The organism is Hahella sp. KA22 (assembly GCF_004135205.1).
Classification (GTDB): domain Bacteria; phylum Pseudomonadota; class Gammaproteobacteria; order Pseudomonadales; family Oleiphilaceae; genus Hahella.
Genome location: NZ_CP035490.1, coordinates 6,056,822 through 6,070,180, shown reverse-complemented (window position 1 = coordinate 6,070,180; position 13,359 = coordinate 6,056,822). Strand labels below are relative to the sequence as shown.

The following is a 13,359-nucleotide window of genomic DNA, read 5'->3' as shown; positions in this document are numbered from 1 at the left end:
TTTTTATGAATCATAGAACGAACTAAGATGAATTAAAAGTTCAGTACAGATCCAAGAGGGTATGAATATGAAAGCTCTGACTATGGCGGAAGTGTTCCTGATGACGGAAACCGTTCGGGAAAATCCCGCGAAGAAAGCCCGTACAGTGGACTATCGAATAGAGGAGGATGGAAGCATCGACTATCACTACTACATCAATCGGGCTCATGAAATGCGAGCCGAGTATGCTAACTCTTTAGTGCGTAAGTTGTGGAGGAAGCTGCGTGGTTGAGCTGAGTTTCCAGTCTACGGGAACGTCTTCCATCGCCAGTCTGCCGTCTTTGTCGCTGGAATAGCGGATTTTGACAGCGCCGCCTTCCACGACAAAGCGGATCGGCCACTTAACGATTTTTCCTTCCTGACCGTACTCCACTGGCGATGAAGCCAGCGCTTTTTGTAAAGGTTGTCCGCAGGCGTCAAAGGACGCAGGAGGACTGAACAGAGAAATGCTTTCTATTCTGTCCGGCCAGCCGCTTACATGAAGATACAGCTCATAGACGTTATCGCCGACTTTCTGGCTTTCCAGCAATTCGTAAATATTGCCGAACAGGCACTCCTGCGAAGCCGCGTTACCGCGACTGTTAGCTTTGAAATACAAAGCGAGTCCCATCGCCGGCAATATGATCGCCAGCGCAGCAATTAATTTTGAATAGTTCGAAATCCCCATGCCTTCATCATGCGCCTTCACCGACTAGCGCTCGTATGTTAGCAGAAAGAATTAGGATGAGGCGTTTCCTCCGCATTAAACTGGGTTAACCTTTGACGTAGTATTGAGCATGAGCTTTCGGCCTTGTGGCCGCTCATATGGCGCCGTACTGTCGGCGTATATTTTGTAGAGGTCTGACCGGGCGTTATGGATTTGTTGAGAGTGTTGTTGTCGCTGGCGTTATTCGTTGGCGCGGTGATAGGCGTTGTAAGTCAGTTCACCCAGGGTTTTAATGGATGGATACTGGCGGCATCTATCGCGGGATTTATCCTCGCTCATTATGTCTGGCCAAGTAAAAAGCATCGCCACAGCGATAGCGGCTGGCTGGACGCACTGGATTGGCTGGAGTTCATCATTGATATCGGTTTTGAACTGGTCATGCTGCCTTTCCGTCTTATTCGCATGCTGTTCCGCGATGGAGATGTCGACATCGATTTGTAGGAAAGCTTCAGAAGAGGTGGTCGATCATGCAGGAAGCCTTTGTTTTCGATGTTAACGATGGGAAGCAATGTCATGCTGCGACCATTCAGGACGTAGAGGACGGCTTATTGCTGGCTTGCTTTGCAGGCCCTGGAGAAGGATCGCAGAAAACGGGGATTTGGGGCGCTGAGTATCGTGACGGACGCTGGCGCAACCAGCGCCTCCTGGTTGACCCCCTGCAGCCAAGCGGACGCCGTTACCCCTTATGGAATCCTGTTTTCTCAAGGTCTGGCGATGGTCGCTTGCTGCTGTACTATCAAGTGGGGCCAAGTCCTTCCCGCTGGTGGGGCGCCTATATCGAATCAGTGGATGAGGGCGCGACCTGGTCGCAGCCGCGCTTGCTTGATAGCGGCAGAATAGGGCCGGTGCGTGGGCGTCCAGTCGTGTTGCCTTCCGGCGCAATGCTTATCCCAACCAGCACAGAAAATGAGGTGTGGCGGATCTGCTTTGAGCGCAGTGAAGACAGGGGTAAAACTTGGAGCGCGCATGGACCGAAGGCCTCGTCTTTGCCTGCGATTCAGCCCGTACTGCTGATTCATGGGCAAGCCATTCAGAGCCTTTGCCGTACGACGGAAGGTTTCCTGGGTGAATGCTGGTCGTTTGATGAAGGCCGCAACTGGACCGATTTGCGTCTGACGCAAATACCTGCGCTGGACGCCGCCATTGATGTGGTGCGCGCCAACGATGGCCGGTTTCTCTTGTTGCATAACTCCGGCGCGGCAGGTCGCTCCGTGTTGATTATGTCCGCCTCAACGGATGGCGAGCAATGGCGACCTGTTCATGTGCTCGAAAACGGCGAGGGAGAGTTCTCTTACCCATGCGCCTGTTTGACTCGCTGTGGCGATCTCCATATCGCTTACACATGGCGGCGCAAAACGATCAAGCATGTCTCTTTCACCGCGGAGGAGTTACGCAGCCTGTTGGATGCGGTCTGATTCTGTCTGTATTGATAAGGCGGCGCTGATTGATTAAATCGCTGCCTCGCTGGCCAGAATCTCCTTTAGAAGCTTTTCCAGACTCTCCACTTGCAAAGGCTGACTGTCGATCACCTCGATGCGGCTGTCTGGCGCTTCGGTGACGGTATAAACGGTAACTCCGCCATTCTCCGCGTTGATCACCGCAGCGCCTTCCGCTGTGCGAAACACGCCTTTGCAGCGCTCCACATCCAGAGAGTAGACGAGATTCAGCACTTCCTTCAAATCGAAACAGTATTTGGGCGAGAAAACCCAGCCGCAACTGAAATAACCATCGCCGCGATTTTCTTTGCGTACGATATCCTGTTGGGGGGCGGGAGCAATGTCGATAAATGGCAGCTTGCTTTCCGGCGCCGCCGGAATGCTGTAGTCGCTGGGGGCGGAGGAGTGTTCCAGCCAGCCCGGGTTCACGCGCCCGTGATTGACCCAGCCAATGGCGTCTTCATGCAAGTCGGGTCTGGTGGTCTTTACCCATTCATAAAACACCCGCTTATCCTCGTCAGAGCATAAGTCGGTTTTATTGGCGACCAGGATGTCCGCGACCTGAACCTGTTTCCTGAAATTCTCATTCTCGTAATAACGTGGGTCTGTGATCTTTCTTGGGTCCAGCAGGGTCAGGGTCGCTTGAATACTAACGATATCCCGGTAGTGCTCGCCGTTAAGCGTTGCGATGATTTCATCGGGATGCCCAAGTCCGGTCGGTTCAATCAGCAAACGATCTGGCTTGCGCGCCAGCAGCATGTTCAGCCCGATTTGCATTGGCAACCCGTTCACGCAACACATACAACCGCCAGGAACTTCTTTCACTAACGCGCCCTTGCTGGAAAGAATGGCGCCGTCGATGCCGACTTCACCGAACTCATTCACCAAAACCGCCCAGGTCTCATTGGTGGGCTTATGGTCCAGAAGGTGAAGAATGGCGGTGGTTTTTCCGGCTCCCAGAAAGCCGGTGATAATACTGGTGGGGATTCTGTTAGGCACTGCTTTCTGTTCTTTGGTTGGCATTATGCGAGTCCCTTTGCGTCGTCGGTCCGTGGAAACGGGTGTTATATTATAACAAGTCTTTCCCTTGGGCCAGACGCAATCTACTCGTAAAGGCTTCGTTCGATGAAGCCCTACAGCTCCCCGGGAGTGGCGCCGAAGGCGCGCTTAAACGCGGTGACGAAATTGGAAGGATGGCGATAACCGGCTCTGTAAGCGGCTTCGCCAATGCTGAGTTCTTTCTTCAGCAACGCATCGCGGGCCGCCTCCAGTTTTCGTTGCCGTACGTATTCGAAGACCGTGCGTCCATAGGCGAGCTTGAAGCGACGCTGTAAGGTGCTGACGCTCATGCCCACGGCGGCGGCGGTTTCTTCCAGTGAATCAATGGTATCCAGATGAGCTTCAATAAACTCTCTGGCGGTTGCGATGCGGCGGCTTTCCTGAGGCTTCAGGGCGCCAGCGGTTTCCGTATGGGGCTTGCTGACATGTTTCGGCAGCATCAACATGCCGTCGCTGAGTAATTCCATTGCGCGACTTTCAATATAAAGGCTCATGAGCAGACGACTCAGGGGAGGGGGATTGAGGATTTGCTCCGCCAGCCCAATCAGGCGGGCGGACGCTGGCCACTTGGCGAACGCCACCTCCTCACTGAACAGCTCCTCCAGATCAAGAGCCGCGCCGCCTTCTTCCAGACTGCGACATTCCAGCCACTCGCGACTGACGGAGATATTCACCTTGGTGAGGCAGCGATTGGCGCGCAACCGGCGGTGGAAGGTTTGCTGTTTGGGAATGCATAAGGCGAAACATTCCGGACCTGCGCCACCGGCTTCAAAGCTGGCGTCTCCCAAAGCGAAATCCAGCTTGCCTCTCAGTATGACCGATAAGGTCAGCTTTGGCGGTAGCTCCATGCTGGTGGACAGCGTTTGCAGCTCTTTAAGGTCGCTAAGATGCACGGAAAGACCTGACGGATAACTGGTCAGCGCGAAGCGTCCTTCCATGATTGCGTCTTTACGATGGGACTCTGAATACTCGACCTGCTGCCGGTAGCCGGCGTCGTTTGCCAGTCTGATCAGCTCATCCGCGTTGATGCGCGGGCCGGTTGACTGAGCCGCGTTTGCCATTTGGCGATACCTCATAACGTTTCGACGATTTTGCATAAGCATTGAGCCTTAATCGCAGCTCATGTTAACGATAATATAATTGATAATAATTCTCATTAATATATTCCGGCGTCTAATATCGCATCCGGACGGCTTTTTGTTGTCTGGGGCGTTATTGCGCGTCGATCCGGCTGGTTCTTAATTAGAGGTATTGAAATGTCCTTTCATGTTGTCCGAAGGTTAGCGCGTTCCGCCCACGTTCCTTTCCCTCCCGCCAAGCTGCCGCTGGCATTGCGTTGTGCGTCTTTGGCTGTCGCCCTGGCGCCAGTGGCTGGCGTCGTTCAGGCGGAGGAGAGCACCAATCTGGCGCCGGTGACAGTCTGGGGGACGGAGGTTTCCAGCTCGTCCGTGTATCTGGGTGAAGAAGACATTTCCATCAAACAGGCGGACCACCTCAGCGACCTGTTACGAGACCAGCCCGGCGTAGAAGTAGGCGGCACTCACTCCGTCAATCAGCGCATCAATATTCGCGGTCTGGACGATACCGACCTGGACATCCGTATTGATGGGGCCAGCCAAAGCAATTTCATGTACCACCACATGGGCAATCTGCTGATCAACGCGGATATTTTGAAAGCGGTGGATATTCAGGTGGGAGCTAATTCCATCGTTCATGGTGGATTAGGCGGCGGCGTCAAATTCGAAACCAAAGATGCGAAAGACCTGCTGAAGCCAGGCCGCGACTTCGGCGGCAGAGTTTCTTTTTCACATTTCACCAATGACGCCACACAGGGCTCACTGACCGGCTACGGAAAATTGGGCGACAGCTTTGACTTCCTGGCCTATATGCTGGTGAACGACAGGGACAACCCGAAAGACGGCGATGGAGTGGAAAACGTCGGCAATGACGGCAAAATCAAAGACCACCTGATCAAGCTGGGTTATGACATTGGCGAGTATGATCGTCTGGAATTCGGCTATGGCGCATACCGGGACGAAGGCGACTACACCTATCGTCCGGATATGGGACCGGCGACAAACACCAATATCCCTGGTAGCTCATTGCCCTATCCAACGGAATATAACCGTGACACTTACACTCTGAACTACGACATGGATCGCGGCGATATGCTGAATTTGCGTCTGAGTCTGTCTCACAATGTACTGGACTTAAGGCGGGATGAATCCATCGTATCCGGCGGCATCATTGAAGGCGAGGCGATCAACTCAGGGGCGAACGCTACAGCGCAGACGTTGACCGAAGCGTTCGGTCTGGAACACTTGTTCACCTATGGCTCCGATATCCTGCGTCAACAGGGTGTTTCCAATAAAGACGGGGAGCAGCTGACGAAAGAGAAGGCGCTCAACATCGCTGTGTTTGCGGAAGACCGCGCCACCTTCGACAGCGGCCTCGCCATTACGCCTGGCGTCAGAGTTGATCGATATAACCTTGATTCTGTGAATGCGGACAAGACATATACGGAAGTATCCGGCGCGCTGGCGGCTGAGATGCCGGTGACTGATGCTCTGACGGTTCGTGTTTCAACCACTCAGACGTTTAAAGGTCCTGAATTGTCTGAGATTTTCAATAACGCAGGGGGAATAAAAACGCCTAATCCGGACATTAGACCTGAGGACGGTCATAACGAAGAGTTTGGCGTTAACTATTTCAAGCCTGACGTATGGGGGGCTAAGTCTATCGCTGGTGGGGTGACTTTATACCGCACCAAGATCCATGATGTGATTCAGGCTTCAGAGACCAGCGACATGGATGAAAATGTGGGAACCGCCGTTATCGATGGCTATGAAGCCAGCTTTAAGTACTCGTTGACGGATTTATCATTGATGCTGACCTATGCCTCCATGGACTCAGAAGTGCGTCGTCATGATGGTTCAACTACGCCCCTGGATCGGGAAATCGGAGACACTATAGGCGTTATCGTAACTTACTACGTACCCAGCTCTGATCTGACATTTGACTGGAACGCTCAATTCGTATCAGAGGAAGACAACGTAGCTGAAGGTTCGGAAAATAAAGACGGCTATCAAGTGCATAATGTGTCCATGCAATGGCAGCCGAAAGGTCAACTTGACGGTGTGGCGGTGACGTTTGGTATTGAAAACCTGTTTGATGAGCGATACACCGCCCACGCTTCACGCACAGGGAGAACCAATCACCCTGTATTTGGTGAGCTGTTGTTGAATGACTATGAGCCAGGCCGTAACTACAAATTGACGCTGGCGTATTCGTTCTGATGCTTGTGTAACAAGGACGCTTATCAGTGATTCCGGCCCCGGACGCGTTGCGATGAACTTCGAAAAGTAAGCTCCGGGCCGTCGGCTCTCTTCGTTGAGGGTCTTAACATAAAAAGGAAACACCAATGCTTAAATCTGTCGCGACTGTACCTACGGACTCTGCGAGCCTGTACCTCAACAAACTTTGCAAACACTTTCGCCACAAAGTGCCGGCGGAGTGGGACGATCATGAAGGTCGGGTGCAGTTCAAGCCCGGTACTTGCGTGATGAAAGCCGATCAGGCGACGCTGGAAATGGTTTGCGAAGCGGAGAACGAGGAAGCGCTTGGCGTGGTTCAATATATTCTTGACGATCACCTGGTGCGCTTCGCACGCAAGGAAGATATCCAGATTAACTGGCGTCGCGTCGATTAAGCCGGCAACGGTCTTAGCTGTATTACGCGTTCGTCCGACGTCTTCCGGGCGGCGCGTTTTTTCGTTTGTGGAGGCGTGCTTTTAACGCAGGCTGAAGCATTCGTTGGGGTGTGGTGGCGGAAAAGCGTAGCGGATGAATTAAAAAAGGAGCAACAGAGCGTTGCTCCAAGAGGGGGTACTAAATCGCTTGCGCAATAAAGTTCTTTAACTGCGCCATACCCACGGCGCCGCTGTGGTTAGCTACGGCCTTGCCATCCTTAAAGACAATCAGAGTCGGGATGCTGCGAATGCCCATGGCGCTGGCGATCGCCTGATTATCATCCACATTGACTTTGACGACCTGAATATCGTCCGCCATCTCTTCCGCTAATTCGTCCAGCACCGGCGCAATCGCCCGGCATGGTCCGCACCATTCAGCCCAGAAATCCACCAGCACTGGCTTGTCTGAATTGATGACGGCGTCTTTAAAATCTGCATCTGAAACATGCTTTACGAATGCGCTCATGGCTCACCTCGAATCTGAAAATGTGTAACTGAGGCAATAATGGGGACGAAACGCAAACAGGACTAATTGACCTTTTATATGGGGCTGATTAGTAAAGGTGATGATGGTTTGGGTTTGGGGCAGAGCGCTGGCTTAAGGTTTAAAGTGCGCCGCCAGCTCTTTTAGTCTTGCGGCCAATTGATGCAGGTTGCGCACGGTTTCCTCCACCTGTCGGATACCGCTGACATTACCTTGGCTCGCTTCCCGGATGCTTTCTATCGCCTGGGCGATTTGATCCATGCCGCTGATTTGCTGCTGACTGGTGGCGGCGATCTGTATCGCCATCTGGCTGGAGGTAGTGGCGTTGTCCATGAGCGCTTTGATTGCTTCGCCGCTGAATTGCGCCCGCTGGGTTCCAATCGCGACCGCTTTGTGGCCTTGTTCTGCGACTAATACCGTCTTGTTCATCGCCTTCTGAATATCCGTCAGAATAGCGCGCACCTGCTTGGTCGCGACTTTGGACTGCTCCGCCAGGGATTTAACCTCCTGCGCTACGACGGAGAAGCCGCGCCCGATTTCCCCGGCTTTAACCGCTTCAATAGAGGCGTTCACGCCCAACAGGTTCGACTGCTCCGCCAGATCGTTCACGGCGGCGACCACATCGCCGATGGTCTGGGTTTGATCGCACAGTTGCGTAATGCTTTCGCCAATGCCCTCCATCTGGGTGCGGATTTGCTGCATTCCCTGCAGCGCGTCATTCACTGCGGCGTGCCCTTCTTTGGCGACTTTACGGGTTTGTTCGGCGCTTTCGACGACCGTCTTGGCTTTACTGCCCGCCATCAATGCAGTCTGCTTTACCTCTTCAACTGTGGCGGCGATTTCACTGATGGCGGTGGCGGTGTCCTGGCTGCTTGTCACCGCCTGATTAACAGAGCACATGATTTCATCGTTGGCGGTTGCAAGCACGGAAATGACGTCATGCAGTTCTTTGCGTAGTTGGGAGGCCTTTTCGTCCGCCAGCTTGCGCTCGGAGATATCAAAAATACTCGCCAGCACCATCGGGCCTTCTTGTGACGCCATGGGATTCAAGCCAATCTCGACGGGGAACTCAGTTCCGTCTCGTTTGCGCCCGTATAGTTCGCGACCTGCGCCCATGCTGCGGGTGCTGGGATAGGCGAAAAAGGAGTTGATAAAGCTGGCGTGGCGACTGCGAAAACGCTCTGGAATAAGAGAGTCGACAGGCTTGCCAATCACTTCGCTCCTGGGATAGTCGAATATCTTTTCCATTTGCGCATTCACCAACATCACCTCGCCCTGTCTATTGACGACCACAATGGCGTTGGGAGCGGATTCGATGACCTGGCGAAAACGCTCCTCGGCGCGCTTGCGCTCAGTGATGTCGATAATGCTGGCCATCGCCAGCGTCTTGCCTCCCGAGGGAACAGGCGTCAGGCCGATCTCTATAGGGAATTCCGCGCCGTCTTTGCGCAATCCGAACAGGTCGCGCCCTGAGCCCATAGCGCGACGCTCAGGATGCGCAAAAAAACTGTTGCGTTGTACGGGGTGAGCGTTACGGAAACGGTGAGGAACCAGTATCTCAACCGGCTGACCAATCAATTCACTGCGTGAATATCCAAAACCCAGTTCGGTCTGCGCATTCACCATTTGAATGAGTCCGTCCTGGTCGATCAGTATGATGGCGTTAGGGGCGTACTCCACTACATTGTGCAACGTCTCCCGCTCGGCTTTGCCACGAAACAGGCCCGCTTTGAACTGCTCCCATAGAGTGTTCTTCATACGCATATTCCCAGCGACTATAGCTTTCCTCTAAGCAAGAATAGACAAGTTTTGCGGCAGTTGTTGGCATATACGTGATATCAGATTAGGTTTTTGTGGCGCCAACGGGAACCGGGTTTTTGGTAGGCCGCATGGACAGAAAAATACCTGATACGGTGATGATGGCCAGTAACGCTTGCAGGTCCTGAGCTTCATCCAGGAACGCCCAGGCCATCAGGCTGGCTGAGATGGGTGTGGTCATGCCAATGATATTGTGCAGGGTTGGGCTCAATTCCATGGAAGACAGGTTGTTCAGCAAGTTGGGCAGGAAGGTGGCGAGCAGTCCTAGTCCGATGATTAATATCAGGTTGTGCTGAGTGACTTGCGCCTCTCCTGGCTGAAGAAACAGGAACGGCAGTACAAGCGCGGCGCCCAAGCCAAGCGCAGAACCAAGTAATATATCTTTGATAGCGTAACCTTCCGCAGCATAGTCTTTGCCATAGAAATAGAACGCCAGACCGGCAAAGGCGACAAGAAATCCGACGAGTTCATTTTGATTGAACTCTCTCTGCAGGAAAAAGCGCAGAAGAAAAGTAAACAGCGGAGCGAGGGCGATCAACAGCGCGGCGACAGCGACAGGAGCGTAATAGAAAGAAAACGTCGCCAACACATAATAAAGCGTCATCATCAACGCCAATGGGAATTCTTGCGCCTGATAAGAGGAGCGCCCACTGCGCCTGAAAGACCTCGCTTTTAGTATTAACATGGCAATGATATTGGCATGTTAATCATCAGGCGCATGGACGCGCCTGCGCGGCGTTAAGCCGCGGGAGACAGGGCCTGACATGTGCAGGCCCTGTCGTTGCAGACAAATAGAAGGAAGCTATTTGTCTGCCTGATTAATAATACTGCGCCGAAAATGAAAGCGACTAAAAAGCGTCCCCAGATGATATGAAAAACGCTCATACCATCAATAAACTTAACGAAAATCCCTGTCGACGCCCATAAAGTAGCGCATAGAAATCTGTATAGCATCCTGTTTGCCCTGATAAGTCCTTAGAATGTGTAGGAAGTTAGGTTGAACGCTCTACATGCGTTGTTAGCTCAGCCCAATTGCTGGAGCAATTATGCGAAGCCCTATATAAACGAGTCAATTTCTGATTGGTCCGTGTGTAAATGCTAAATGGATTAATGGGAAGGTTAAGGCTGGCGGGATAGTGATGAATAAAAAAATGCGCGCCACCTCCTTTTTGCGGACAAGAAGTAAGTAGCGTAGAGGCCTATGAGGCCATTAATCTTATCGAGAAAGTTCGACCATTTATTTGCTATAAAGGATCTATGAAATGCAGTTAACTTGTCACTGTGGGAACGTCAGGCTATCAATTGAAAAGCTGCCGGCTGAGGTTGGTAAGTGCAATTGTTCGATATGCCGTAGGTATGCTGCTTTATGGGGATACTATTCTCCTGAAGAAGTAGAGATTGGATATGAGAAAGAAAAATCTGTCTTTTATATATGGGGAGACAGGGAATTGGAGTTCCATCGCTGCAATCTTTGCGGATGCGTTACCCACTATGTCACGACGCCTAAATGCCCGGGGGAAATCGTGGCGATTAATATGAACATGGCGCCTTTGGATGTGCTTGCGGCTATTCCTGTGCGTGAAATTGATGGCGCCGATTGATAGATATATATATGGGTACGGAAGTGAGTATGGATGTAGATAAAGATAAACAGATTATTTTTGACGTTATTGAAAGCGAGCATAGCGAGGGACTGGAAATCGTTGGCGTCCACTATGATTTGCAGTTTTTACGGGTCGACTTGGCGTCGCCGACGCTGGATGGCCGGATCAGCATGACTTTCGAGCGGCCTTCGGGATTCAGAGTGCTTGATGAGGGAGATCTGCTGGAGTTCTGGGGTAGTCTCACTTCGGAGCAGGGATGGGCGTTCAGGATTCACGCCGGCGGCTGGTTGGAACAGGAGTCGCAGCGGTCGGGGTTTGTTTCGCAGCACCATGAAGGTTTGCAGGAGTACCTGATCATTGGCGAAAACGACTGTATCAGTGTCCTGTCGCACTCTTATCCGACAATTGTCTTTCCTGAAGTCGCCTAGCAGCGTTGTCTCCCCCTGTGTTGGCGGGCGTTATTGGGTGGACGATTTTTGTTTATCCAAAGCGCCTGGGCTCGGAATATAATAGGGCGAATTAATACAACAAAAACCAACTACACCTCTTACTACATCCCTGACTTAAGGATTAACGAATGGCATTTGATTATGGCTCCATCGACCTGGGGCTGAAAAATCCTTTCAAACTCGAAGGCGCCGTGACGGCGGGCAGAGGCGCGATTCAGGTTTTGGTCGCTCTTTATCTTCTGGTGACGGCGGCGAGCGTGGTCAAAGGCGACGCCGCTTCAGGCTGGATTCTGATGGGCTTTGGCGTGCTCGTTCTGAGCATGGGCGTCATCGCCTTATCCTCGGGCGTCTATGCGATGCTGCGTTATTTTGTCGGGCGCAATCACCCCACATCACTGGCGATAAATCAGAGTAAATCCCAGGCCAGCACGGCGCAGGAAGAAAGGACTTACGTGGGATATGACCATCGGCAGCTGGAAGAAATGCTGATGGGGCGCAAGAACATCACTTTTGTGGAGCCGAAAGGTTTGCTGGCGCGTCTGATTCACAGTCTGGTTCCCAAACTGTTATTTATGCCGTATCCGGTCAGGAATATGTCGCAGCGCCTGTTCGGCGCCTGGGTCAATACAGTGGTGATGCTGGTCGCCTACGCTTTTGTCGCATTTGTGTCTCTGGCCGGTTTTGCGGGAGAGGCGGGAGAATTGGCCTTTCCCGTGTATACGGCGCTGTTGATGGCCTATTTGTTGTTTACCTGGAGAGCGGCGGGCAAACCACTGGACCGCAAAGCGGAGAAGCAGGTTGAATCGCTGGGCGGCGGTTCTCTCGCCAAGGTGATTGCACTCTCGTTCATTATTCCATTGATCGTTGGTCTGGCGCTGTCCTGGGCGATGTCACAGTGGAAGATCGCGCGGACGGACGTTGAAGGTTGGCTGGCGCAGCTGCCTGACTTGCATGCTGGGCTTTATATAGTAGGCACATTGCTGATCGCCGCCGCCTGCAGTGTGATTGTATTGCTGATGTTGAAGCGGCGCCTGAGCAGCGCTGAGCCTGTCGCCGAAGTGTCCGAGCTGCGGGAGAACTGGCAGGAATCTGTCCATCCCAAGGAAATTTTCATCAATCTCGACAACCTTGTCATGGCAAATCGCCGTTACAAAGAAGTCCCTAACCGCGTATATCGCGAACTCGATCCGAAACTGGACGAGCAGGTGGACGGTAAAGGCGGCTTCAGAGGGGAAATGATTCAGGAAGTGCAGCCCAAAGTCAGAACCCTGGAACTGGGCGAACTCTTCAAAAAGCTGCGTCTGGCGGCGCTGGTGGCGGGCAATATTCTATTCGTTGCTGCGACTGTCTATACCTTGATGCTGGCGTATGCGCTGGTGGATCTATACGCCTTTACCGCGCAGTCAGGTATTTCTTCATTGAAGCAAATTTGGGGGACGCCGCGTTTTGAGGAGTGGGCGGGGCTGCTGATGAGTTGTGCGCATATGTTTCTGATCGGCTTTCTGCTCAAGTCTTTCGCCAAGCTGCTCAGCGGCGCGGCGCACTTGTTCTTTGCGGAAATTCAGTTTGAATCGCTGCTGGTCTACTTCAAGTGCGAAGGCACCTTTACCGAGTCGAAAATCTCCACTGGCACAGGCATCCACGACAGCACCCGGTCAGAAAATACCTTGGTGCGCTGCAGCATTACGCCATGGGTCATCGTCTCGCGCATCGTCTCAACCACTTTCGCCGCCACCGGTATGAGAAACCTGGAGCATCCCAGACACATTCTGGAGATGCATCGGGATGAAGAGCAGTTGCAGGAGATCAAGCACGACGTGGTGGCGTTCTTGAAAGACAGAGAGTCCATTGCGGCGATCACCAGCGAGCGAGATCTGGGCAACGCGTCGCAGATACACCAGCTTAATCAGCAAACCCGGGCTATTCCGACCCAGCAAACCCTGGCGCATGATGAGGCGGCCGCTGGCTACCTCAGGCAGGAGTCACAACGGGACGATTCGCATTAGCCGTCAGGCG

General features: G+C 52.8%; 14 protein-coding genes. 8 read left to right on the top strand and 6 right to left on the bottom strand.

Annotated features, from left to right (window positions below; all coding sequences use genetic code 11):
* Nucleotides 1-67: 67 nt before the first annotated feature.
* Nucleotides 68-271: an RSP_7527 family protein gene (locus EUZ85_RS26830; protein ID WP_127973205.1), complete on the top strand. Its 204-nt coding sequence runs from the start codon at nt 68-70 to the stop codon at nt 269-271.
* Here EUZ85_RS26830 and EUZ85_RS26825 read toward each other — a convergent pair.
* Entirely contained in the window at nt 236-727 is a 492-nt protein-coding gene (locus EUZ85_RS26825; RefSeq protein WP_127973204.1) for a hypothetical protein, read from the bottom strand. The genes EUZ85_RS26830 and EUZ85_RS26825 overlap by 36 nt on opposite strands.
* A 165-nt stretch (nt 728-892) precedes the next feature.
* On the opposite strand from EUZ85_RS26825, the gene EUZ85_RS26820 reads away from it, so the two are divergent.
* Together EUZ85_RS26820 and EUZ85_RS26815 are read left to right on the top strand one after the other, a co-directional pair.
* Entirely contained in the window at nt 893-1,186 is a 294-nt protein-coding gene (locus EUZ85_RS26820; RefSeq protein WP_127973203.1) for a hypothetical protein, read from the top strand.
* A gap of 26 nt (nt 1,187-1,212) precedes the next feature.
* The gene (locus tag EUZ85_RS26815; RefSeq protein ID WP_127973202.1) at nt 1,213-2,160 is read left to right on the top strand and encodes an exo-alpha-sialidase; all 948 of its coding nucleotides are present in this window, start codon (nt 1,213-1,215) and stop codon (nt 2,158-2,160) included.
* Nucleotides 2,161-2,193: 33 nt separating this feature from the next.
* Here the strand turns inward: EUZ85_RS26815 and EUZ85_RS26810 are convergent, their stop codons facing one another.
* Entirely contained in the window at nt 2,194-3,204 is a 1,011-nt protein-coding gene (locus EUZ85_RS26810; RefSeq protein ID WP_127973201.1) for a GTP-binding protein, read from the bottom strand.
* 110 nt (nt 3,205-3,314) lie between these two features.
* Complete coding sequence (locus EUZ85_RS26805) at nt 3,315-4,301, bottom strand: helix-turn-helix transcriptional regulator (RefSeq protein ID WP_164887371.1); 987 nt, start codon at nt 4,299-4,301, stop codon at nt 3,315-3,317.
* Between the two features lie 195 nt (nt 4,302-4,496).
* Here EUZ85_RS26805 and EUZ85_RS26800 point away from each other — a divergent pair, with 195 nt between their 5' ends.
* A complete protein-coding gene (locus tag EUZ85_RS26800; RefSeq protein WP_127973199.1) occupies nt 4,497-6,536 on the top strand; it encodes a TonB-dependent receptor domain-containing protein in 2,040 nt (679 codons plus the stop codon).
* 125 nt (nt 6,537-6,661) lie between these two features.
* On the top strand, nt 6,662-6,949 hold the full coding sequence (locus EUZ85_RS26795) for a DUF2218 domain-containing protein (protein WP_127973198.1): 288 nt from the start codon (nt 6,662-6,664) through the stop codon (nt 6,947-6,949).
* Between the two features lie 178 nt (nt 6,950-7,127).
* Here EUZ85_RS26795 and trxA read toward each other — a convergent pair whose 3' ends face one another.
* The 3 genes from trxA to EUZ85_RS26780 all read right to left on the bottom strand — a co-directional run bounded on the left by trxA (nt 7,128) and on the right by EUZ85_RS26780 (nt 9,975).
* Nucleotides 7,128-7,454, bottom strand: a complete 327-nt coding sequence (gene trxA / locus EUZ85_RS26790; protein ID WP_127973197.1) for a thioredoxin — start codon at nt 7,452-7,454, stop codon at nt 7,128-7,130.
* Between the two features lie 132 nt (nt 7,455-7,586).
* On the bottom strand, nt 7,587-9,230 hold the full coding sequence (locus EUZ85_RS26785) for a PAS domain S-box protein (protein WP_127973196.1): 1,644 nt from the start codon (nt 9,228-9,230) through the stop codon (nt 7,587-7,589).
* A gap of 85 nt (nt 9,231-9,315) precedes the next feature.
* Complete coding sequence (locus EUZ85_RS26780; protein WP_127973195.1) at nt 9,316-9,975, bottom strand: EamA family transporter; 660 nt, start codon at nt 9,973-9,975, stop codon at nt 9,316-9,318.
* A gap of 577 nt (nt 9,976-10,552) precedes the next feature.
* Here EUZ85_RS26780 and EUZ85_RS26775 point away from each other — a divergent pair.
* From EUZ85_RS26775 to EUZ85_RS26765, 3 genes are all read left to right on the top strand, one after another.
* Complete coding sequence (locus EUZ85_RS26775; protein ID WP_127973194.1) at nt 10,553-10,891, top strand: GFA family protein; 339 nt, start codon at nt 10,553-10,555, stop codon at nt 10,889-10,891.
* Nucleotides 10,892-10,920: 29 nt separating this feature from the next.
* Nucleotides 10,921-11,322, top strand: coding sequence for a hypothetical protein (locus tag EUZ85_RS26770; protein ID WP_127973193.1), 402 nt, complete (start codon nt 10,921-10,923; stop codon nt 11,320-11,322).
* Between the two features lie 149 nt (nt 11,323-11,471).
* Nucleotides 11,472-13,349, top strand: coding sequence for a hypothetical protein (locus tag EUZ85_RS26765; protein WP_127973192.1), 1,878 nt, complete (start codon nt 11,472-11,474; stop codon nt 13,347-13,349).
* The last annotated feature ends 10 nt before the right edge of the window (nt 13,350-13,359 follow it).

Excerpts from the sequence above, each read along its gene's own strand:
- EUZ85_RS26820 (WP_127973203.1), top strand. The coding sequence starts at position 893 with ATGGATTTGTTGAGAGTGTTGTTGTCGCTGGCGTTATTCGTTGGCGCG.
- EUZ85_RS26830 (WP_127973205.1), top strand. The coding sequence starts at position 68 with ATGAAAGCTCTGACTATGGCGGAAGTGTTCCTGATGACGGAAACCGTT.
- EUZ85_RS26785 (WP_127973196.1), bottom strand. The coding sequence starts at position 9,230 with ATGAAGAACACTCTATGGGAGCAGTTCAAAGCGGGCCTGTTTCGTGGC.
- EUZ85_RS26780 (WP_127973195.1), bottom strand. The coding sequence starts at position 9,975 with ATGTTAATACTAAAAGCGAGGTCTTTCAGGCGCAGTGGGCGCTCCTCT.
- EUZ85_RS26815 (WP_127973202.1), top strand. The coding sequence starts at position 1,213 with ATGCAGGAAGCCTTTGTTTTCGATGTTAACGATGGGAAGCAATGTCAT.
- EUZ85_RS26775 (WP_127973194.1), top strand. The coding sequence starts at position 10,553 with ATGCAGTTAACTTGTCACTGTGGGAACGTCAGGCTATCAATTGAAAAG.
- trxA (WP_127973197.1), bottom strand. The coding sequence starts at position 7,454 with ATGAGCGCATTCGTAAAGCATGTTTCAGATGCAGATTTTAAAGACGCC.
- EUZ85_RS26800 (WP_127973199.1), top strand. The coding sequence starts at position 4,497 with ATGTCCTTTCATGTTGTCCGAAGGTTAGCGCGTTCCGCCCACGTTCCT.
- EUZ85_RS26770 (WP_127973193.1), top strand. The coding sequence starts at position 10,921 with ATGGATGTAGATAAAGATAAACAGATTATTTTTGACGTTATTGAAAGC.
- EUZ85_RS26765 (WP_127973192.1), top strand. The coding sequence starts at position 11,472 with ATGGCATTTGATTATGGCTCCATCGACCTGGGGCTGAAAAATCCTTTC.
- EUZ85_RS26805 (WP_164887371.1), bottom strand. The coding sequence starts at position 4,301 with ATGGCAAACGCGGCTCAGTCAACCGGCCCGCGCATCAACGCGGATGAG.
- EUZ85_RS26795 (WP_127973198.1), top strand. The coding sequence starts at position 6,662 with ATGCTTAAATCTGTCGCGACTGTACCTACGGACTCTGCGAGCCTGTAC.
- EUZ85_RS26810 (WP_127973201.1), bottom strand. The coding sequence starts at position 3,204 with ATGCCAACCAAAGAACAGAAAGCAGTGCCTAACAGAATCCCCACCAGT.